This window comes from Pseudomonas sp. efr-133-TYG-103a (assembly GCF_030209235.1).
In the GTDB taxonomy this organism is placed as follows: domain Bacteria; phylum Pseudomonadota; class Gammaproteobacteria; order Pseudomonadales; family Pseudomonadaceae; genus Aquipseudomonas.
The window spans coordinates 70379-91030 of sequence record NZ_JARVSK010000020.1 but is presented as its reverse complement, the minus strand read 5'-3'; the positions used below and the strand labels follow the sequence as shown (position 1 = coordinate 91030).

At 57.6% G+C, this 20652-nt stretch carries 18 protein-coding genes and 1 tRNA gene; 7 read left to right on the top strand and 12 right to left on the bottom strand.

Features of this window, described 5'->3' with window-relative positions:
* Positions 1-110 precede the first annotated feature (110 nt).
* The 6 genes from hisF to QRN36_RS17980 all read right to left on the bottom strand — a co-directional run bounded on the left by hisF (position 111) and on the right by QRN36_RS17980 (position 5276).
* Positions 111-881 carry an imidazole glycerol phosphate synthase subunit HisF gene (gene hisF / locus QRN36_RS18005; RefSeq protein ID WP_285425291.1) on the bottom strand — a complete coding sequence of 257 codons (771 nt, stop codon included), beginning with the start codon at positions 879-881 and terminating at the stop codon, positions 111-113.
* Between the two features lie 118 nt (positions 882-999).
* Positions 1000-1737: a 1-(5-phosphoribosyl)-5-[(5-phosphoribosylamino)methylideneamino]imidazole-4-carboxamide isomerase gene (gene hisA, locus QRN36_RS18000; protein WP_285425290.1), complete on the bottom strand. Its 738-nt coding sequence runs from the start codon at positions 1735-1737 to the stop codon at positions 1000-1002.
* 96 nt (positions 1738-1833) lie between these two features.
* On the bottom strand, positions 1834-2091 hold the full coding sequence (locus QRN36_RS17995) for a DUF2164 domain-containing protein (protein ID WP_285425289.1): 258 nt from the start codon (positions 2089-2091) through the stop codon (positions 1834-1836).
* Positions 2091-2729 (bottom strand): imidazole glycerol phosphate synthase subunit HisH, encoded by a 639-nt coding sequence (hisH, locus tag QRN36_RS17990; RefSeq protein ID WP_285425288.1) that lies wholly within the window; start codon positions 2727-2729, stop codon positions 2091-2093. Before hisH ends, QRN36_RS17995 begins: the two co-directional genes overlap by 1 nt.
* Positions 2729-3322 carry an imidazoleglycerol-phosphate dehydratase HisB gene (gene hisB / locus QRN36_RS17985; RefSeq protein WP_285425287.1) on the bottom strand — a complete coding sequence of 198 codons (594 nt, stop codon included), beginning with the start codon at positions 3320-3322 and terminating at the stop codon, positions 2729-2731. Before hisB ends, hisH begins: the two co-directional genes overlap by 1 nt.
* Positions 3323-3614: 292 nt before the next feature.
* On the bottom strand, positions 3615-5276 hold the full coding sequence (locus tag QRN36_RS17980; RefSeq protein ID WP_093465750.1) for an OFA family MFS transporter: 1662 nt from the start codon (positions 5274-5276) through the stop codon (positions 3615-3617).
* Positions 5277-5765: 489 nt separating this feature from the next.
* Here QRN36_RS17980 and QRN36_RS17975 point away from each other — a divergent pair, with 489 nt between their 5' ends.
* The 5 genes from QRN36_RS17975 (at position 5766) to QRN36_RS17955 (ending at position 11435) form a co-directional block, all read left to right on the top strand.
* On the top strand, positions 5766-7994 hold the full coding sequence (locus QRN36_RS17975; protein WP_285425286.1) for an AsmA family protein: 2229 nt from the start codon (positions 5766-5768) through the stop codon (positions 7992-7994).
* A gap of 103 nt (positions 7995-8097) precedes the next feature.
* Positions 8098-9165 (top strand): A/G-specific adenine glycosylase, encoded by a 1068-nt coding sequence (gene mutY, locus QRN36_RS17970; RefSeq protein WP_285425285.1) that lies wholly within the window; start codon positions 8098-8100, stop codon positions 9163-9165.
* Complete coding sequence (locus QRN36_RS17965; protein WP_093465758.1) at positions 9162-9434, top strand: oxidative damage protection protein; 273 nt, start codon at positions 9162-9164, stop codon at positions 9432-9434. Before mutY ends, QRN36_RS17965 begins: the two co-directional genes overlap by 4 nt.
* Positions 9435-9535: 101 nt before the next feature.
* Positions 9536-9611: transfer RNA gene (locus QRN36_RS17960), tRNA-Phe, on the top strand.
* Between the two features lie 105 nt (positions 9612-9716).
* Entirely contained in the window at positions 9717-11435 is a 1719-nt protein-coding gene (locus QRN36_RS17955) for a site-specific integrase (RefSeq protein ID WP_285425284.1), read from the top strand.
* A gap of 34 nt (positions 11436-11469) precedes the next feature.
* On the opposite strand, the gene QRN36_RS17950 is transcribed toward QRN36_RS17955, so the two are convergent.
* The 5 genes from QRN36_RS17950 to QRN36_RS17930 all read right to left on the bottom strand — a co-directional run bounded on the left by QRN36_RS17950 (position 11470) and on the right by QRN36_RS17930 (position 17152).
* Positions 11470-13101, bottom strand: a complete 1632-nt coding sequence (locus tag QRN36_RS17950) for an AAA family ATPase (RefSeq protein ID WP_285425283.1) — start codon at positions 13099-13101, stop codon at positions 11470-11472.
* A gap of 208 nt (positions 13102-13309) precedes the next feature.
* Positions 13310-13939, bottom strand: a complete 630-nt coding sequence (locus QRN36_RS17945; protein WP_285425282.1) for a recombinase family protein — start codon at positions 13937-13939, stop codon at positions 13310-13312.
* Between the two features lie 394 nt (positions 13940-14333).
* Positions 14334-14909 carry a Rha family transcriptional regulator gene (locus tag QRN36_RS17940; protein ID WP_285425281.1) on the bottom strand — a complete coding sequence of 192 codons (576 nt, stop codon included), beginning with the start codon at positions 14907-14909 and terminating at the stop codon, positions 14334-14336.
* Positions 14910-15390: 481 nt separating this feature from the next.
* Positions 15391-15921 carry a hypothetical protein gene (locus tag QRN36_RS17935; protein ID WP_285425280.1) on the bottom strand — a complete coding sequence of 177 codons (531 nt, stop codon included), beginning with the start codon at positions 15919-15921 and terminating at the stop codon, positions 15391-15393.
* A 328-nt stretch (positions 15922-16249) separates the two neighbouring features.
* Positions 16250-17152, bottom strand: a complete 903-nt coding sequence (locus tag QRN36_RS17930) for a hypothetical protein (protein WP_285425279.1) — start codon at positions 17150-17152, stop codon at positions 16250-16252.
* A gap of 491 nt (positions 17153-17643) precedes the next feature.
* Here QRN36_RS17930 and QRN36_RS17925 point away from each other — a divergent pair, with 491 nt between their 5' ends.
* The gene (locus QRN36_RS17925) at positions 17644-18135 is read left to right on the top strand and encodes a hypothetical protein (RefSeq protein ID WP_285425278.1); all 492 of its coding nucleotides are present in this window, start codon (positions 17644-17646) and stop codon (positions 18133-18135) included.
* A 96-nt stretch (positions 18136-18231) separates the two neighbouring features.
* Positions 18232-18774, top strand: a complete 543-nt coding sequence (locus tag QRN36_RS17920) for a cytochrome b (protein WP_285425319.1) — start codon at positions 18232-18234, stop codon at positions 18772-18774.
* A gap of 127 nt (positions 18775-18901) precedes the next feature.
* Here the strand turns inward: QRN36_RS17920 and gabP are convergent, their stop codons facing one another.
* The gene (gabP, locus tag QRN36_RS17915; protein ID WP_285425277.1) at positions 18902-20293 is read right to left on the bottom strand and encodes a GABA permease; all 1392 of its coding nucleotides are present in this window, start codon (positions 20291-20293) and stop codon (positions 18902-18904) included.
* Between the last annotated feature and the right edge of the window lie 359 nt (positions 20294-20652).

Here is a 20652-nt window from a genome sequence, read left to right as displayed (position 1 = left end):
GGAATGCAGGGCAGCACGCTCCGCGTCCCTGTGGCGCAGAACGTCACGTAAGTCACTCCCACGCAGAGCGTGGGAGCGATCATTCACTGACAGGCACAAACCCGCGGCTATCAGCGAACCACGATGCCTTGCCTGGCCATGAACGCTTTCGCTTCCGGCACGGTGTATTCGCCAAAGTGGAAAATACTCGCGGCCAGCACGGCGCTCGCGTGCCCCTCGATCACGCCATCAGCCAGATGCTGCAGGCTGCCCACACCACCCGAAGCGATCACCGGAATGCCCAGCGCGTCGCTGATGGCGCGCGTGACGCCCAGATCGAAGCCGTTTTTCATGCCGTCCTGATCCATGCTGGTCAGCAGGATTTCACCGGCACCCAGGCCTTCCATCTTTTTCGCCCACATGACCGCATCCAGCCCGGTCGGCTTGCGACCGCCGTGGGTGAAGATTTCCCAGCGCGGCTCCTCGCCTGGCGCGGACACCTTCTTGGCATCGATGGCAACGACGATGCACTGCGAACCGAAGCGCGCAGCCGCCTCGCCGACGAACTCGGGATTGAACACCGCCGCGGTGTTGATCGACACCTTGTCGGCACCGGCGTTGAGCAAGTTGCGAATGTCCTGAACGCTACGCACGCCGCCACCGACGGTCAGCGGGATGAACACCTGGCTGGCCATGCGTTCGACGGTGTGCAGCGTGGTGTCACGACCATCGACACTGGCGGTAATGTCGAGAAAGGTAATTTCATCGGCACCCTGCTCGTCATAACGACGGGCGATCTCCACCGGATCACCGGCGTCGCGGATGTTCTCGAACTTCACGCCCTTGACCACGCGGCCGTTATCGACGTCGAGGCAAGGGATGATGCGCTTGGCGAGGGCCATGGGCCTAATCTCCGAAAGTTTGGACACCTGCAGGAGCGCGCTTGCCCGCGATGGCGGCGTGTCAGTCCCGGATGTGCGACTGATACAACGCCATCGCGGGCAAACGCGGTCCTACAAATCAGATCGAGTACTGATCACAGAACGCCTGGGCTTCAGCCACATCCAGCGTGCCTTCGTAGATCGCGCGACCGGTAATGGCGCCGACGATGCCCGGTGCCTTTGCGTCGAGCAGCGCCTTGATGTCGCCCAGGTTGTGAATCCCGCCGGACGCAATGACCGGGATCTTCGTGGCCGCCGCCAGCGCGGCCGTAAACGGAACGTTGCAGCCCTGCATCATGCCGTCTTTGGCGATGTCGGTATAAACGATGGCCGAGACGCCGTCCGCTTCGAAACGTTTGGCCAGGTCGATCACCTGAACCGAGCTGACTTCCGCCCAGCCATCGGTGGCGACGAAGCCGTCTTTAGCGTCCAGACCGACGATCACTTTGCCGGGGAAGGCGCGGCACGCCTCGGCGACGAACTCAGGCTCTTTGACCGCCTTGGTGCCGATGATCACGTAGCTCACGCCCGCCTTGACGTAGTGCTCGATGGTCTCCAGCGAGCGAATGCCGCCGCCGATCTGGATCGGCAGGGTCGGGTAGCGCTTGGCGATGGCGGTAACCACATCACCGTTGACCGGCTGACCTTCGAACGCGCCGTTCAGGTCGACCAGATGCAGACGGCGGCAACCGCCTTCGACCCACTTGGCAGCCATGCTCACCGGATCGTCGGAAAACACCGTGGAATCTTCCATGCGGCCTTGGCGAAGGCGCACACAGGCACCGTCTTTGAGGTCGATAGCGGGGATAATCAGCATGCTTTTTCCTTCGTCAAAAGAGCTGCGAGCTGCGAGCTGAAAGCTGCCAGCAGGCGCGCGTCAATCATTGTTGCAGCTTGCGTGTCGAAGCTGCTCTCAGTTCTTTTCCAACGCCCAGACGTCGCTTTCAATGCTTTCGAAGCGCTCTTTCAAATGCACCTGCACATCGAAAATCGCCCGGTTGTAGTAATGCGGCGCAATTTCGCGAGTGAACAATTCCAGGATTTCAGCCGCTTCGAATGAACCCAGGTCCAGTTCGAAGCGGTCCTCCATGAAGCGCTTGATCTTGTGGCACGCCTCACTCTCCTGCTCGGAAGTGAGGGTCAGGATCGGCGCCTTGTTCTTCTTGCTCATTACCAGCGGCCATCCCACGCGGCGAAGTTCTGCAGCAATTGCAGGCCATGGGTGTGGCTCTTCTCCGGGTGGAACTGCACCGCGAAGCGCGAGCCATCGGCCAGCGCCGCAGCGAAATCACGACCGTAATGACCGCGCCCGACGATCTGCCGCGGGTTCGGCGAGTCGATGTAGTAGCTGTGCACGAAATAGAATCGCGCCTGATCCGGAATGCTGTGCCACAGCGGGTGATCCACTGCCTGCGTCACTTCGTTCCAGCCCATGTGCGGGACTTTCAGGTGCTGGCCGTCTTCGTGAAGGTCCTTGCCGAAGAAGCGCACCTGACCTGGAAACACGCCGATGCAGTCCACGCCGTCGTTTTCTTCACTGCGATCCATCAGCGCCTGCATGCCGACGCAGATGCCCAGAAACGGACGATCCTGGCTGACTTCACGCACCAGCGCGTCGAACCCCAGACGGCGGATCTCAGCCATGCAGTCGCGGATCGCGCCAACGCCGGGAAACACCACGCGGTCGGCCTCACGGATGACGTCGGCATCGCTGGTGATCAGCACCCTTCCGGCGCCAACGTGCTCCAGCGCCTTGGCCACGGAGTGCAGATTGCCCATGCCGTAGTCGATTACTGCAACGGTCTGCATTACAAAACGCCCTTGGTCGAAGGCATCTGGCCAGCCATGCGGTCGTCCAGTTCAACCGCCATGCGCAACGCGCGGCCGAACGCCTTGAAGACGGTTTCGATCTGGTGATGAGTGTTGTGGCCGCGCAGGTTGTCGATGTGCAGGGTGACGTTGGCGTGGTTGACGAAGCCCTGGAAGAATTCCTGGAACAGGTCCACGTCGAAGCCGCCGACCGTGGCACGGGTATAAGGCACGTGCATGTGCAGGCCAGGACGACCGGAGAAGTCGATGACCACGCGCGACAGCGCTTCATCCAGCGGGACGTAGGCGTGACCGTAACGACGGATGCCCTTTTTGTCGCCGATGGCTTTGCTGAAGGCCTGACCCAGGGTGATACCGACGTCTTCCACGGTGTGGTGGTCGTCGATGTGCAGGTCGCCCTTGCTCTCGATATCCAGATCGATCAGCCCGTGACGGGCGATCTGGTCGAGCATGTGTTCAAGAAAAGGAACGCCGATATCGAATCGGGCCTTTCCGGTGCCATCCAGGTTGATCGAGGCTTTGATCTGAGTTTCCAGGGTGTCGCGCTCGACGAACGCCTTACGTTCGGCCATCACCAGCTCCGCAAAATCATTGGGCGAAAAGGCGGACATTATAGGCGTGTGGCGGGGAAACAGAAACACGAAGGGTGAGATCACTGACGGGCTGAATCCAGCGCCGCGAGCGTTAGACATGTGCATACAGGCACATGCAAGCGACCTCAAAACAAATGTGGGAGCGCGCTTGCTCGCGAATGGGCCCGCTCATTCAACATCTCTGTCGATTGTCGGACCGCTTTCGCGAGCAAGCTCGCTCCCACAGATTTTGCGTCGGCCTGAAGATGCTCAGGCCGATTCCAACAGCAACTTAGTGAAACAGCACCGCAGTCTTCTGCAGGGTGATCCACACGCCCCATGCCAGTGGAATGCCCACTGCCAGCCAGGCCAGGATCGCCAGAGGCTTGGTGCTTGCGTCGGCTTTCCACTCAAGGGAAGTGGTGTGGTCGGCGCCTGCATCGTGACCGATTGCCTGCTCGGCTTTCAGCTGAGCGTCGGTCATGAAGTATTTGTCGGCCACCGGGCGCACCAGCATGTTGCAGATGAAGCCCAGTACCAGCAGGCCGGCAAGGATGTACAGCGTGATGTCGTAAGCATCGGCGCGCGCAACGCCGTGGCTCAGCTGATACTCACGCAGGTAGTTCACCAGTACCGGACCCAGCACGCCAGCCGCTGCCCATGCAGTCAGCAGACGACCGTGGATCGCGCCTACCATCTGAGTACCGAACAGGTCGGCCAGGTAAGCCGGAACGGTCGCGAAGCCGCCGCCGTACATCGACAGCACGACACAGAACGCAGCCACGAACAGCGCAACGCTGCCCAGATGACCCAACGTCGGAACGGCCGCATAGAGCAGGAAGCCCAGCGCGAAGAACACGAAGTAGGTGGCTTTACGGCCGATGTAGTCGGAGAACGACGCCCAGAAGAAACGACCGCCGATGTTGAACAGGCTCAACAGACCGGTGAAGCCTGCGGCGATAGCGGCGATGGCCGCCAGTTGCGAGGCGTCCAGTTGCGCGAAGCCCTGATCGCTGCCCAGCAGTTTGCCGCCGAACACTTCCTGCAGCAGCGGCGAGGCCATGCCGAGGATGCCGATACCGGCCGAAACGTTCAGGCACAGCACCAGCCAGACCAGACGGAATTGCGGGGTTTTCCAGGCAACGCTCACGTGCACGTGACGGTTGGTGATCATCGCGCTGTTGGTTTTCTTCGCCGGAGCGGTCCAGCCCTCAGGTTTCCAGCCGGTTGGCGGAACGCGGTACGCCAGCGCACCACCGATCATGAAGACGAAGTAGATCGCGGCCATGGCCACGAAGCTCTGCCATACACCGACGCTGTCCGGCGTGGCGAAATGGCTCATGAGCGCGGTGGCCAGTGGAGCGCCGACCATTGCACCACCGCCGAAGCCCATGATGGCCATGCCGGTCGCCATGCCGCGTTTGTCCGGGAACCACTTGATCAGCGTCGAGACCGGCGAGATGTAACCCAGGCCCAGGCCGATACCGCCGATGACGCCCGAACCGATCCACATCAGCCAGATCTGGTGGGTGTAGACACCCAGCGCCGAAATCAGCAGACCGCCACACCAGCACAGTGCGGAAACCACACCCGCCTTGCGTGGGCCGGCGTGTTCCAGCCATCCACCCCAGATCGCCGCCGAGCAGCCCAGGAAGATGAAGAACAGCGTGTAGATCCAGCCAAGCATCGAGATCGGCCAGTCACAGCTGGACGAGAACACTTGTTCGAAGAAGCCCATGTCCGGTGCGCAAGCGACGGCGGTCTTGATGCCGATGGCCTTGGACAGCGGCAGCCAGAACACCGAGAAGCCGTAGGCCATGCCGATGCAAAGGTGAATGGCCAGTGCCGCCGGCGGAACCAGCCAGCGGTTGAAACCGCGCTTGGCGATGATGCGCTCTTTGGACAAGAACGCAGGCTGAGCGACAGTGCCGCCCAGAGCAGTGCTTGTAGTCATTGATTAATGCCCCTAATTTTGTAGTGGTGTCCCGCAAGAACAGCGACATCTTTCTGCCACCCCTCTTATGCACGCAGGCACTGGCGGTTTTATCGGCAGAAAGTCTCATTACGTGACAATTCGACGCAGCAAGACTGGCGAACGGCGAAAGATTACCATTTGAGACGTGACAGAAAGCATTCTGCTACTACCTTTTTTATGCCATCTGTCATCCTCAAGCAGTCCAATCGAACGTCGGGAGCAACGCTTGCCCGTCATCGGTTGTAAAGCAGTCGTGAAACCAGCACATCGGCAGTATCAGGCGCCCCAGCGTGCGAAGCCTTGCGACGACGTTCTCGTCAGTCGCGGAACGCGCTGCGCAGCTGACGCCTTTTTTGTGTTCACATTGGCTACGCTTGCGCGCGAATGCCGCCGCAGAAACCGACGTCCCCATGAGAACGCTATACTCGCGGGCTAAATTTTGAACGACTCGAATACAAGGACTCGCCCATGAAAGCGTTCGGCAAAATCCTGGGACTCTTCATTCTCGGGCTGTTGCTGATCATCGTGGCTCTCGGCTTTGCCTTGACCCATCTGTTTGATCCCAACGACTACAAAGACGAGATTCGCAAACTGGTCCGCGATCGCGCCCACGTCGAGCTCACGCTCAACGGCGACATCGGCTGGAGCCTGTTCCCCTGGCTGGGTCTGGAGTTGCATGACGCCAGCGTCGCCACCTTGAGCGAGCCGACCAAACCGTTCGCCGACCTGCAGATGCTCGGGCTTTCCGTTCGGGTCCTGCCGCTGCTGCGCAAAGAAGTGCAAATGAGCGACGTGCGTGTCGAAGGCCTGAACCTGACGCTGACCCGCGATGAAAATGGCCACGGCAACTGGGAAGACATCGGCAAGGTCCCCGCCAGCACCAACGCTCCATCGGCGCCGCAAAGCAAGCCCGAGGCCACCGTCGATTCGGCAGCGGCCAAGCCCGACAAGCCCTGGCAGCCGCTCAAGCTGGACATCGACAGCCTGACCGTGAACAACGCCCGCATCGATTTCAACGACATTCCCAAAGCCCGGCAATTCTCCGCCGAAAGCATTCAGCTGAGCACCGGCCCGATTCATAACGCCACCGACATCCCGGTCAAGCTGACGGCCTTTCTCAGCACCAACCAGCCGGTGGTGCGGACCAAAACCGAGCTGACCGGCAAACTGCGATTCGACCGGGCGCTCAAGCGCTACCAGCTCGACGACATGCGCTTCAGCGGCGAGGCGGCGGGTGATCCGCTGCAGGGCAAGACGCTTACGTTCTCGGCCCAGGGTCAGCTGCTCGCGGACATGACCGCTAACGTCGCCGAATGGACGAATCTGAAACTGTCCGCGAATCAGCTGCGCGCTCTCGGCGAGCTGCATGTGCGGGATCTGGACAAGACGCCTCAGTTAAGCGGCGGCATCTCTATCGCTCAGTTCAACCTGCGCGACTTCCTCGAAAACATCGGGCAGCCAGTGCCGACGCTAGGTGAAGGCAGCCTGAGCAAGTTCGAAATGGTCAGCCGCATTGCCGCCACGCCGAGCAGTGTGTCGCTGGATGATCTGACGCTGCGGCTGGATGACAGCACAGTCACCGGCCGCGTGGCAGTCGACGATTTCGCCAGACAGTCGCTGCGACTGCAGCTGCGCGCCGACACCCTCGACGCCGACCGCTATCGTCCGCCCCAAAGCGAACAGGCGAAGAATGCCGGTGCGGCGCGCAAATCCGAGGTCCAGAGCGGCGAAGCCGAGGCCTTGGCCGCGTCGGGCACTTCGCCGCTGCCAAACCAGCCGACGCAGGTCGCCTGGAGCGACGCACGACTGCTTCCACTGGAGCGCATGCGCAAACTCGACGTCGATGCAGATCTGACCTTCGGCAAGCTGACCGTCGAGAAGCTGCCCATCCAGAATGCCGCCCTGAAAACGTCGGCGCTGGACGGTGTCGTCCGGCTCGACAGCTTGCGTGGCGATCTCTACAACGGCAATTTCGAGGTGAAGGGCAATCTGGATGTTCGCCCCGAGGTTCCGCTTGCAAGCGTGCAGACCCGCATCGTCAAAGTGCCGGTCGAGCACTTCATTCAGAGCCAGGGCACTGCACCACCGTTGCGCGGCCTGATGAACCTGACCAGCGACGTCACCGCCAAGGGCAACAGCGAGAAGGCGCTGGTGGAGAGCCTCAACGGCACGGCCAGCTTTGCCCTGAACGATGGCGTGCTGGTTAATGCCAATCTGGAACAGCAGCTGTGTCGAGGCATTTCGACCCTCAATCGCAAAACCCTGAGCGGCGAACCTCGTGGCAAGGACACGCCATTCCAGCAGCTCAACGGCAGTCTGGTGTTTCGCAACGGCGTGGCCAGCAATCCGGACCTGAAAGTCCGCACACCCGGGTTGACCGTCAACGGCGACGGTGACATCGACCTGCGCGTGATGGGCATGAATTACCGCGTCGGCGTGATCATCGAAGGCGACAAGAGCGACATGCCGGACCCGGCGTGCGAAGTGAATCCACGCTTTGTCGGCATTGAATGGCCGATCCTCTGCCGAGGCCCGCTGGAGTTGGGCGCCAAGGCCTGCCGACTGGATAACGAAGGCCTGGGCCGCGTCGCTGCAAAGCTGGCGACGGACCGGATCGGTGACAAAATCGATGAAAAACTCGGCGACAAGGTCAGTCCCGAGCTCAAGGACGCCATCAAGGGACTGTTCAAGCGGTAAGATAGTCAGCCCGCGTAAATACTGCAGGAGCGGATGAGTTCGCTCCCGCAGTAGTCCGGGTTCCTACACATGGATGCGCCATTTCTCTCAGTCCGGAACCACGATGCAACCCGAGCAGTTCTCCACCGCCGTCCTCGACTGGTACGACAGGCACGGTCGCCACGATCTTCCCTGGCAACACGACATCACGCCCTATCGCGTCTGGGTATCGGAAATCATGCTGCAACAGACCCAGGTCAGCACTGTTCTCAACTACTTCGACCGATTCATGGAGGCGTTGCCGACCGTGCAGGCGCTGGCCGACGCGCCCGAAGACGAAGTGCTGCACCTGTGGACTGGGCTGGGCTACTACACCCGCGCCCGCAACCTGCAGAAGGCCGCGAAGATCGTCGTTGCCGAGCATGGCGGAGAATTCCCGCGCGACGTTGAAAAGCTCACCGAACTGCCCGGAATCGGTCTGTCGACTGCCGGCGCGATCGCCAGCATCAGCATGGGCCTGCGGGCGCCGATCCTGGACGGCAACGTCAAACGCGTGCTGGCGCGCTTCACCGCTCAGGAGGGCTACCCGGGCGAACCCAAGGTCGCAAAACAGATGTGGATCACCGCGGAGCGCTTCACACCGCACAGCCGCGTCAATCACTACACTCAAGCGATGATGGACCTGGGCGCGACGCTCTGCACACGCAGCAAGCCCAGTTGCCTGCTGTGTCCACTGGAGCGAGGCTGCGAGGCGCACATGCTGGGTCAGGAAACACGCTACCCGATCCCCAAGCCGCGCAAGACCGTGCCGCAAAAGCGCACCCTGATGCCGATATTCGCTAACGATCAGGGCGAAATCCTGCTGTACCGTCGCCCTTCGACAGGCCTGTGGGGCGGGTTGTGGAGTTTGCCGGAACTGGAAGACTTCGACGACATGCAGCATCTGGCCGATCAGCACGTGCTGGCGATGGGCGAGCACCAGGCGTTACCGGGGCTGGTGCACACTTTCAGCCATTTCCAGCTGACCATCGAACCCTGGCTGGTACGGGTCGAGGAGTCCGCCCATCACGTGGCCGAGGACGACTGGCTCTGGTATAACCTCGCCACCCCGCCGCGCCTGGGCCTCGCCGCCCCGGTCAAGAAGCTGCTCAAACATGCAGCCGACGTATTGAATGCAGGAGAGTCGTCATGACCCGTACCGTAATGTGCCGCAAGTACAAAGAAGAACTGCCAGGCCTGGAGCGCCCACCCTACCCGGGCGCCAAGGGCGAGGACATCTACAACAACGTCTCGCAGAAAGCCTGGGCTGACTGGCAGAAGCACCAGACGCTGCTGATCAATGAGCGTCGTCTGAACATGATGAACGCTGAAGACCGCAAGTTTCTGCAGACCGAGATGGACAAGTACCTCTCGGGCGAGGAATACGCCAAGGCCGAAGGCTACGTTCCGCCGTCCGAATAACCCTTTGCAGACAGTGTTCATCGTAAGCGGAGGAAATAATTCAAATTTTTTCAACAACACGCTTGACGACCTCCTGAAAAACACGTCTAATGCGCCCCGTTGCCCAGATAGCTCAGTCGGTAGAGCAGGGGATTGAAAATCCCCGTGTCGGCGGTTCGATTCCGTCTCTGGGCACCAAATACCGAAAACCCCTGATTCCGAAAGGTCTCGGGGGTTTTTACTATCTGGAGTAGCTGTAACCCGTCTCATATGAGTACACACGGCGGGTACACGATGGCATTTATGGCTCAACCTTGGAAAGATCCCCGCACTGGGACCTACTACATCCGCCGTCGTATCCCGAAGGACATCAGGCCACTCCTTCCTGACGCAGGTGAGACCTACAAGCGCACGCTGGGCACAAAAGATGTTCGCGAGGCCAAGACCCGTTTCGCCGCTGCATGGGGTCAATCAGAACAGTTCTTCCTGAACACGCGTCTCCAGCTTTCCGGCACTCACACCCCTACCCTTCAAGACGCTATTCAGCTCGCCGCGAGATGGGCGAAGGCTGAGCTTGAGCATATGGAATCCACCGGACGATTTGAGGGATATCTCATCGGCTCGGAAGATGTAGGCCACGAGACCCTGCGAGATCACTTCAGCGTCAGAAGCCCGAGAGCACTATTGGGCCCCGATGGTCTGGAGTCACGGGCTCGAAAGCACCTCGATCAAACGGTAGCCGATGAGCTGGCGAAGGTTTCACTGCCAATGCCCTTGCCCGGCACGCCTTTCTACAAGTACCTGTACGAAGCATTCTTGGCGCAGCATCTGGAGCTGTCCGAGATTGCCTACAAGCGTCACTATGGCGACTACTCTGCGGTCTTTGAGCTACCCCACGAAGCTCCCTTGAGCATCGACAAGGCGAAGACAGAGGGCCCAAGCGAGACCCTTTCCGTGGTCTTTGAGCACTGGGCTCGGAATCATCGTCACATGGGTGATGGGAAGCGCGACGTGGAGAAGACCGCTGGGGAATATCAGACCACCATCGTCCGATTCGTAGAGCTGCTGGGCGACCTTCCAGTTAAACAAATCAAGCGCAGGACGATTGAAGAGTTCTACAACCTGCTTCGTCAGATGCCATCCAAGGGCGAGGGCCTCAAAGCGCTCAACGCTCACGAGCAGATTGCCCGAGCGAAGCAGCATGATTTGCCCCTGCTGAGTAGCGCAACGATCAAGAACAAGCTGATGGGCCTTTCTTCGGTCCTGGCCTACGCAGTGCAGATGGAATACATCACAGAGAACCCAGTGGTCGCCTCGGGTATCACGAAGTCCCTGCGCAAAGCGAGCGCTAAGCAATCTCGCACAGCCACCCGCAAAGGCTACACCCAAGCGGAGCTCATTCAGGTCTTCTCAAGCCCGTTCTTCAAGGGGGAATGGGTCGCTCCTCGGGCCTCGTTTGGAGAAGCTTGGAAGTGGTTACCTCTCTTGCTCTGCTACACGGGCGCACGAAGGGAGGAGATTGCTCAAATGAAAGCCAGCGAGGTCCGTAAGTCCGAGGACGGCATATGGCATCTGGACCTCCTTGGCGTGTCTGGGGAAGGAGCAGACGACGATAGGACATTGAAGACCAAAGGTAGCCATCGCTTGGTTGTCATCCATCAAGACCTGATCGACCTTGGCTTCATTGAGTACGTCGAGGGCCTGCCTGCATCTGGACAGCTCTTTCCGGCCCTCAAACCCAACCCTACGGGCTGGTATGGACACAACTTCGGCAAGCGCTGGGGCGTGTACCTTCGCGAGGTCGCAGAGCTGGAGACGCCTGTCAGCCCTTCTCATGGTTTCCGCCATAGCTTTAAGACCATGTGTCGAGAAGCAGGCGTCCCCGAGGAGATTCATGATGCAATAACCGGACACGATAATGGATCAGTAAGTCGCCAGTATGGAGAGCGCCATCTTTTGGGCTCCCAGTTACGCTTCTTAAAGACATTACCTTCTATCGCACGCGCAGCAGGTCTAATGTAATAGATGTCCGCTGCGCAAAAAAAAAAACAATCTATCAGCGAGCCTCCACGTCACTTTCAATGGCTCGAGACAACCCGCCGAGCATAGCCTTCACCTCGAGTCGGAGATTTTCATCTGCCCCAATGACGCGGAGCGCTGCCCCTTCATAATCAGCAGGCCCGTTAAACCGAAGCGCTTTTGCGATACAGTTGAGAACGCCAGATTCTCTGATTGGATAACGAGCGATTACACCATCTATGTCACGCTCTTCCAGCAAGGACGAGAGAAGCCCCAACTCGCTGCGATAAGGGGACTCGATATCAATCCTAACCGTACCATCTACGGCTTGAAGCATCTGCTCGCGGCTGGGTATCGCATTCATTACAAGATCTCGCATCCTCCGCTCCGCCAACCGACTCGCCAAATGCTCAATGGTCCCTCTACTTTCTAAAGCTGATAGCGCACGAACTTTCGCATCCAAAAGCATTGCGTCCGAATCCCCACCCAACAATTCAGCATGTCGTCGAGCAACGGCAGTCCGCACCGGAAGACAATAATACAAACTTTCGACGGAATAGTACGGCAGAGAAAATATGCCATTACTCTCAAGAGCAAGCACCTTGCCCTCTTCCATCCCGTCAAGATCCACCAAGCCATAAGCCGCTATGCGATGAAGGGCATCCACTGCTTTTAGGCCCTCGACAGCCCTCATGACCTCTCGACAGTTTTCTCGCGGCCAAACTGATACATCTGGATACAACAGAGCGTAAAGAGGCTGATCGAGACTTGTACTGTCCCCCTCTACAAATAGAATTTTATTACGAGACCCTAAAATATCCGCTCGAAGCCAGTCTGGTATACAGGCAGTATCCTCAATGAGGTCCATATCCCAATGGAGAACGTCGGCGCCGCCCCAAGTACAATCGCGCACGATTATAAAAGTTGCTGGGTCTATAACCTGCGGCAAAGAAAGCTCATGCGTAGCAACTATAAATCCGCAGTCAGGCCGTCCAGTCATAAGAGCCCTAAGCAAAGGCACTGCGATTGCAGGATGCAAATGAACTTCTGGCTCATCTATGATGAAAATTGAATCTTCAGGCGCAGCGACTACCTCTGCTGTGAACACAAGAGCCGAGCGCTCGCCATCGGACATCTTAGCAAAGCTGTATACCGCATCTCCCCGTTCCGCTTGAAGCTCTCCATTCAACACAAGGATCCGGACCGGCAAACTTGCTTGGGCCAGTATTGCGTTAACCCTTTCGAGCGGCGAAGCACCTGAACGCAGCAAGGCCACGGCTGCTCCGACATCCTCGTTTCTGATCTGCCTCACCGCCTCGGCGTTGTAGCTAACTTCAGAGGCTTGAAGATCGTAGATGGCTCTTTCATTCCGCGCAGTACCGGACAAATTTTTCCATCGAACTTCAGGTACGACATCCCAATAACGGAGATTGGTTGTCAGCTCCCTTCTTGACACTGGAGTCATAGAGAGACCTTCCCCTCCGAAGACATTCGGACGAGAGCCAGGCATGTAGATTAGCTTTTCAACATTACCTTGAGCCAATTTATAAATAAGCGCAGATTTCCCTGTACCATTCCTTCCAAGAATAAATACTGGACGCCCTGCCTCCAGTTTTAGCTCCAGACTCCCCTCACTTGTGGGGATATTGAAAACTCGACTCAAAGCCATTCTGAAGCCCCTTTAAATCCTATTAATACGAAGTCTCTGGCACCCATAGCACTTCAATCTACAGTACAACTCCAAAAATCTTTCAACCCTGAGTATCAGCAGGACTTAAGTATCGAATGAATAGCCCTTACAGATAAGAGCATCAGAAGCCGCATACTGCAGGTTAGCACCGCGCCCAGCAATGCGTGTTACCAAGACCGCACGGCAGTTAGCCACTGACAGACTGCAATTTCTTGGCCCGCTGAACTGTGGCAGTGCTGGCCCCTGTGGCTCTTGACGTCTCCCGAACCCCCATCCCCTTATCGAGGCACTCCAGAATACGCTGGTGCTTAGTTTGATCAACCCCACGACCCTTGTAAGCACCCTGTTCCTTCGCTTTCTTGATGCCATCCATCTGACGACGGCGACGGTCCTCGTAGTCCTTACGGGCGACCGCTGCGAGCATATCCAAGAGCATATCGTTGATAGCCCCAAGCATCCGAGAGGTGAATGTGTCCAAAGATCCACTTCCCTGCGCCATGAACTGGTGCGAGGTAGGCAAATCGAGCGATACCACCCGGACCTCCTTGTCCTTAATGATCCTTCGAAGCTTCTGCCAATCGGCTTCTGTGAGGCGGGAAAGCCGGTCTACCTGTTCGACCAAGAGGACATCACCGGGATGCGCATCGGACAGCAAGCGGAACAGCTCAGGGCGCTTGAGAGTCGCCCCACTTTCATTCTCGATGTAGTAGGCCGCGACCCGCTGCCCATGATTCTGTGCGAAGGCTGAGAGCTGGTCCTTAGCTCGGTGGGCGTCTTGATCAGTGGTGGAGGCCCGAAGGTAAGCACGGATGAACATCGCGAAGCGCCCTGTAGTCGTTTAGGTGTGGTCACTATATGCGTGGTCGTTATAGTAGTCAACACCGGCTAAACAACCACAGTCATACAGGTCTCTGCCGTAGTCGCTGAGGCATACCCCAATAACCACGCACGACGAGGCCTTCGAACCTGCCCACTCAGAGGAGGAGGCCGACCACCGGCGACCACGAAGCCCTTTATCCATCCACCAAGTTTTCATCCAGAGGCGCGTGGGCGCACGACAAGCCCCCCCTACCCACGGCCAGCATGGGGGACTCACGGGTCAGAACTTGAATGAGGATGGTCTCTCAGAATTTTGCTCCAGATTTTCGTTACTTGTTCTACCTGGGGTCTGCTGATTTCTGCTGCTCACCTGAATAAGGTGCGAGCAGGTCCTAACGAAAGCTCATGGGATTCTTACTCTCGAATTTCCGCGCAGCCCTCAAGTGGCCCTGCATTACCCTTTCTTGCTCTGTGACCTGGCGAGGAGTCCTACCTTTATTGATCTGCTTAAGGGCAAACCGTCGATTGTCCTTTTCTCGCTCGACCAGATGAATAACAGTTGCTTGCACTGACATCCGCTCAAAGCCTGCCCCTTCCAACTCCAGCCAGCGCTTCACAATCAGATTGGCGAGCTTGAAGGAATATCGAGACAGCAGAGTAAACGTCAGTTCTTTCGCGAGGACGGTTAGGGGACGCGCCTGACCTTTGGAGTCCCGGTAAGTAGACTCAACAAAATCAACCGGCCCAAATCTGGACCCGTTAGCGCCAGCATGACCCAGCTCATCGAGCATCTTCCGGATGTCCCGAAGTACGTGGGAATGACGCTTGCCAGTGACCTCTGCGATCTCCAAAGAAGACATGCCGGGGAGGCCATTAAGGGTCGTTGCAGCAACTAACCCAGTGGTGACGATCCTTCCAAAGACGGATGTGGTTGCGTCCATGGTGGCAGTGCTGTTTGTTATGTTCATTGTCGTATCTCCTTTTGATTGCCCCCCGAGTTCGCTCCCACAGGCCAGCACAGAGACCCACGACAAGGGTTTGGCACATGGCACGAGGAGCAATCAGAAAGACTCTGTGATTAGTTTGATGGTCCAGCGACGGGGGTATGCTTCGGCAAGGCTCAGCGCCAAACCGAGGGAAGAGAATGGTTGGTGGTCATTGCCGATACTCGCCAGAGAGAAACCGGCGAGCAGACCTTAAGAGCAAGGGGGGTCTTCAAGTGGGAACTTTAAGTCCCCCTGTCCTTATAGTGGGTGTTTTTGGATTCCGGTTGACGATCCCTCTAAGGTTCTCAAAGGGGGGGCTTGGTGAAGGGGTTTTGTAATCTGAACTATCGTCCCCCTCAGTGAGCTGCCCCATAAGTCCACCAGCGATCACCTTCACGAATCGAGGTCTTGACCTTTCAGATGCCAAGCGGTCCTTGGAGCTCTACCTTTCTATTCCCTGCGTTTAATCAGCAGCCAACTCGTAACTCAGCTCAAGGTCCAGTTTTGATTTGGTCGCTGGGTGACGATCCAAGTAGCAGACGACTCCATGGATTGCGTGTCGTGATGCTTTTGCGATCGTTTGCGCTGTACGCTCAGAAATCATCGGGTTCTTTACAGCTGCCGTTGAAATGTTCTTGAGGTGCATTGCTGCGATGACTGAACCAAGCCGCACATTGAGCTTTCCGGCACTCACCCCAGCGGCTGTCGCGGTTGCCCCATAGATAATGCCGTCCAGCCAATGAGGTCTCTCAAAGCTCAAGAGGCTCATATGGTGAGCGACTGGGTTTGTTGTGTTCTTCTTTGGCCTGCCTCGCTGGGGGCTCGCTGTGGCATGTTTCTTCGTTGCTGCCTCCCTCGGTACGGCTTCAGGTTCTGCTTCACGCTCCGGTGGAGTCCACTGAGCGGCCTTGCAGGCATCAAAGAATAGTGTCGGGTCATTACGGCGTTTGTTGGCCCATCGTTCGTAGTCCAAGTACCCATCGGGATTCATCATTTCATTGCCCTCATCTGTTCTCGGTCCGACGGGGTGTCGTTCCGGGTAAAGTGAGGGGTTTTGGAGACCACGGTTTACAAGGGCTGTAGGGCACAGCTCTGGATGATTTACTTCAGACCGCAACGTCCTGGCGCAGCGCCTCCAGCTCATCCATGACGCTTTGTGCGATTGGATTGGTGGACTATTCGGTGTCGTAACGACCGCTTTCACGGATGCGTGGGTAAGACCTCCTCAGTGGTCTCTGTTTTTGACAGAGGCTCGGCCATGAACCCGAGGCTCATCGAATAACCAAGAGCTTCTATGGCGATCTCCTACGACCGTGGGGAGGTCATCTTCGAGTATGCTCGGTCCTTGGCGTTATCGGTGGAACCGTGTCCGAAGGAGAAATAATCGTCTGGACCGCTACATCGGTGCCTGCATATTTCTCGTGCAGGATCGAGGCGATGCTCCTTCCAGTGGCCTTGGCCTCCTGTATGGCCGCGTAGATGTCCTCGCCTTTCATCGGTTTATCATGAGCCATGACCATTGTTGAAAGCCCGAATGCAGCATCTTCCTCATCATCAGCGGGCGAAAGGCTGTCTATCAAATCGTTAGGATCGAACTGCATCGCTGCCTGCATGCCAGCACCATGAGTCCCATAATCCATATTGATTCCCTGCTGCTTGTCGAGCTCAAAAAAGAACAGGTCGCTGTCACTAAACGGCAGATGGTAATCATTGAAATTAATAAACTGCCGCCCATCGATTCGCATCTGAAAGTGATAGTGTGGGAAATTTGTGTGTGCGCCATTGTGTCCTATAAAGTCATTTTTTGAACAATCAAAGGACCACTCAATATTTTTCCAACGAATTGTAGAACTCAGCACCTTGCCTTCGGGAGCCTCTTCTACGAGATCGTTGATATTGGCCAACACCCTTTCACTATTCGCACACCACCTAAGGTAGGCGGAAATCTGCCGATAGCCGTATTTTGAAGCTATCAACAGGATGTCCTTGTTCTTGAATTTCCCCCGCCTTAGAAGCCAATGCAGGCACGGCTCATCCCGACTCAGCGTTTTGAAGTCTTTTTGGCACAGGTAACACTGGTCGAGTGCATATGCGGCCTTGAAGCGTTCATGCTGCTCGTGGTGCCCCCGATCATCTTCCGCCTGCCACTCTTCTCGCTCTGCATCTGTAAACCGTTCAAAGTGGGCACTTGCTCTTGCCGCAGCAGCCTTGAAATCAATAGCCATTTTTTGTCTCCTTACAAATGGTCCAACGGAAATCCACTCTGGCGCTCAACGGTGTAGATATCACATCCAGAGGCCGTCTGAAATTATCCTTCCGATGCCGGGCAAATAGAGCTCGGAGCCATGTGATGAGTCTTGAAGATTAGGTTGCGCAATACCTGCTGAAAAAGCCTGACCGATGCAGAAGATCAACTCACCAGTGCGCGGCAATCTGCCTTGCTTAAGGTACACAGGGTGAGTACACTTCGCATCAACTCAGGGCCCTGAAGCCCTTGATTTTACTGGGTTTACGGCACTGATGCCCGTGTCGGCGGTTCGATTCCGTCTCTGGGCACCAAATACCGGAAAACCCCTGCATCGAAAGATTCAGGGGTTTTTTATTGGGCGCGATTTATTCAGCTCTGTTTCGTCCCGTCGCGCTTGGTAAAAACCCAGAGCTGCGATTCAATAGCCCCTCGCGACACCACCCTCGCCTGCATAAGGACCGAACACGCATGGCCTCCCCAGACAAACAGCAGAAACGCGCCCAGCGGGCCAAAGCCAAGGCCAAGCAGAACCGTTCCGGCAAGGGCAAGCCGAGCCCGGTTCACCCGGTGCTCAACCACGCGTTCGTGAATGAGCCCTTCGACGATGTTTTCCTGGATCTGGCGAAATTCGATTTCGAGGACATCATGGAAAACGGCTTCGAGCCGGCCGACTACGACGACCTGTTCCAGGCGATGCAGAAGGCCGAGGCCATCAGCCTGCTGGCGATGTGCGTCGTTTTCCTGCAATACCCGGTGCTGGAGCTTGTGATTGCCGAGGAAGAAGAAGACCCGGCGACAGATTTCCTGATGGCCCTTTTGATCACCTATCGCGGCATCTTCCACGATGAAGAAGAGGACGTAACGGTCGAGTGGCTAGGCAGCGACGAATTTCAGGACGCCTACAACGAAGCGTCTGACATCCTGCAGCGCAAGAATGCGCGAGACGCAGGCCGCCGCTGATACTGCGTTTTTTAATTTGCATGACACCGGTCAAGACGGTAGCTTTGCGCCACCACGAGAATGCAACTCCTTCTCAACAAGGCTCCCGTTTTGACCATGCCCCATCCTTCCCTTTCAGCGTCCACTGCGCCTGACGTTCACCGCTACACAAGGTCCCGAATTCTTCTGCATTGGCTGTCTGCTGTTGTAATCCTCTGGGCGACCTTGAGTGGCTTCGGTGTCGCGCTTCTCGATGCGGATCATCCGTTTCGGCAGTGGGTGGAGTCTTTCAATCCTCAGCTGACGAGCCTCTTCATTCCCTTCTTTGCCTGGCGAACCTGGCTGGCGCTCCGGGCCAGACCTCACCGCCCTCGCCAACCGCAGGAATGGCTCGCCAGTGCGGCGCACACGCTGATCTACGCAGCGGTGTCTGGGGTATTGATCACCGGCGTGCTGATGATGAGCCATCCAGTCACGCTGATGGCGCTCATACCGCTGCCACAGCTGATTCACTCGAAGATAGCCCTGTTGCGGCTGCATGACCTGCATCACGTGCTGTGCGCGGTTTTGGCGGGATTGGTGGCGCTGCATCTGTCGGCAGTGGTGATGCATCAGGTGCGGGGGAAATCGGTGCTGGGAAGAATGCGCCCACAAAGGTAATCACGGCCGAGTGGCTCCCACCTCATCGCAGCCGCATCATCACCCAATGTGCGTACAAAAAAACGGCCACCCTCATTTCTGAGGGCAGCCGTTTTCATCTTGCCGGCGAACCCGGCTCATTCACGTCTCAATTGAGCACGACTTTCCCCGCCTTCACCGCCTTGCGGCGGTTCGACACGATCAGGCCGGCCGCAACGACGACGATGCTCAGCAAGCCGGTCGCGATGATCTCCATGCGATGGCCTTCCTGGAACAGCATGATCGTTAGCACGGCGACGATGAACACGATCACAGCCCAGGTCAGCCCCGGAAAGAGCCACATGCGGAAGTCGATGGCCTGGCCTTCGGCTTCGCGCTTGCGGCGCATGCGCAGCTGAGAAACGGCGATCACCAGATACACCAGCAGCGCAATGGCGCCGGAGCTTGCCAGCAGGAAGTCGAACACGGCAGCTGGCGCAACGTAGTTGGCGAACACCGCCGCGAAGGCTGCCGCCGTCGACAGCAGCACCGCCCAGTACGGTGTACCGGCCTTGCTGGTGCGTTGGGAAACGGCAGGTGCGTCGCCGCGCTTGCCGAGCGAGAACAGCATGCGCGAAGCGGTGTAGAGCGCCGAGTTCAGGCAACTGGTCACCGCCACCAGAACCACCAGGTCGACGATCAGCTTGGCGTTCGGAATGCCCATCAGATCGAGGACTGTCTGGTAAGAACCCACCTCGGCCAGTCGGCTGTCGTTCCAAGGCACCAACGCCACGACCAGGAAGATCGAGACCAGGTAGAACAGGCAGATCCGCCAGATCACGGAGTTGGTGGCTTTGGTGATTTGCTGGCCCGGGTTCTTCGATTCGGCGGCCGCGATGGTGACGATCTCAGTGCCCATGAACGAGAACATCGTGGTCAACATGGCAGCCAGCACAGCGCCCATGCCGTTCGGCAAAAAGCCCTGAGTGTCGTAGAGATGGCTGACGCCGCTGACCTGGCTGGCAGGCAGCAGGCCGAAGACCGCAGCCACGCCCAGGATGACGAAGCCGATGATCGCCAGCACCTTGATCAGCGCGAACCAGAACTCGAACTCGCCGTAGTTCTTCACGCTGAACAGGTTGGTTGCCGTCAGCAACAGGGTGATCACGAGGGTGAAGACCCAGATTGCGACGTCAGGGAACCATGCGTGCAGGATCGTGGCGGCGGCGTTGGCTTCCAGCGGAATCACCAACACCCAGAACCACCAGTACAGCCAGCCGATGGTAAAACCCGCCCAATGACCGATCGCACGGTCGGCGTAGGTGGAAAAGGAACCGGTGTCAGGCGAAGCGACCGCCATCTCCGCGAGCATGCGCATTACCAGAACCACCAGAGTGCCCGCTGCGGCGTATGCCAGCAGCACGGCAGGGCCCGCTTCGGCGATGGCATGGCCGGAGCCGACAAATAGCCCAGCGCCAATCACGCCAGCAATCGAGAGCATTGTGATATGCCGCGATTTGAGCCCCTGATCGAGGTTTGAAGAATTTGGGGTACTGCTCATGGAAGCGACCTTTGAGGAGTTTTCATACGGATCAGGACGTGAAGCGACCGTTCGTAAAGAGAAGACAACAGTCCTGTTATTTATTTTTTACGCAAAAACTACGCCAAAATATTTCAAAAGCGACGTCGTGCGTGGATATGCCTGTTGCAGAGGCGTCGGGTAAGTCCCTGAATGGAATAGCATTTAGCCACTCCTGTAGGAATTGTTACCAAGCGCAACAGGATAGAGACGTTTTGTCGCACCGAAAATACACACATGCGACTGATTAGCACCAAATAAGCGCATTTATCCGTCCATCAATATCGCCGCTGGCCGAAATACCCTTCCCCACGGCGTTTAAAGCTGGCACCATCGCGCCC